Raw genomic sequence first — 433 nt, 5'->3', positions numbered from 1 at the left:
ATAAAGCGTACCGCCTCGCTCGACAATCTCTGTCTCGCCGTCATGAAATGACCAGGTATCAAAAACACAAATGCTTCCCTGATCAAAGTCGCTCAAAACATTAAATAACAAGCCGCCGTTCAAGCTGCCACGACGTTTTTTTACTGAAGCTAGATCACTAGTCAGGTAATCTGCATACCAACTGACTATTTTTCCATAACGGTTTATTGTTTTGGCCTCAAGCAATTCTAGGTACTTATATTTTGTACCCAAAATATTTCCGTCGACTATCCGTCTTTCTTGACCGGCAACCTGTAACACCGTTTTAGGTACGATAATTGTCGAACCTACACCACTCACACCCTCGACTTTTCGACCGCCGAGTGTGAACTCGCCATTTTTCGCAGGGTTGGCGGACAATACAATTTTAAAGCCGCCTGAACCAGTTTTGATT

Annotated in this window: 1 pseudogene; it reads right to left on the bottom strand. The window is 43.6% G+C overall.

Annotated elements, in window-relative coordinates:
* A pseudogene (locus ACTHUF_RS11400) lies at window positions 1-432 on the bottom strand (hypothetical protein); the annotation flags it as partial.
* Window position 433 lies beyond the last annotated feature (1 nt).

It is taken from the genome of Neisseria sp. P0024.S006, from assembly GCF_051956595.1.
Lineage (GTDB): Bacteria > Pseudomonadota > Gammaproteobacteria > Burkholderiales > Neisseriaceae > Neisseria.
Note: the sequence above shows the minus strand (reverse complement) of the source record. Positions and strands in the feature narration are given on the sequence as shown.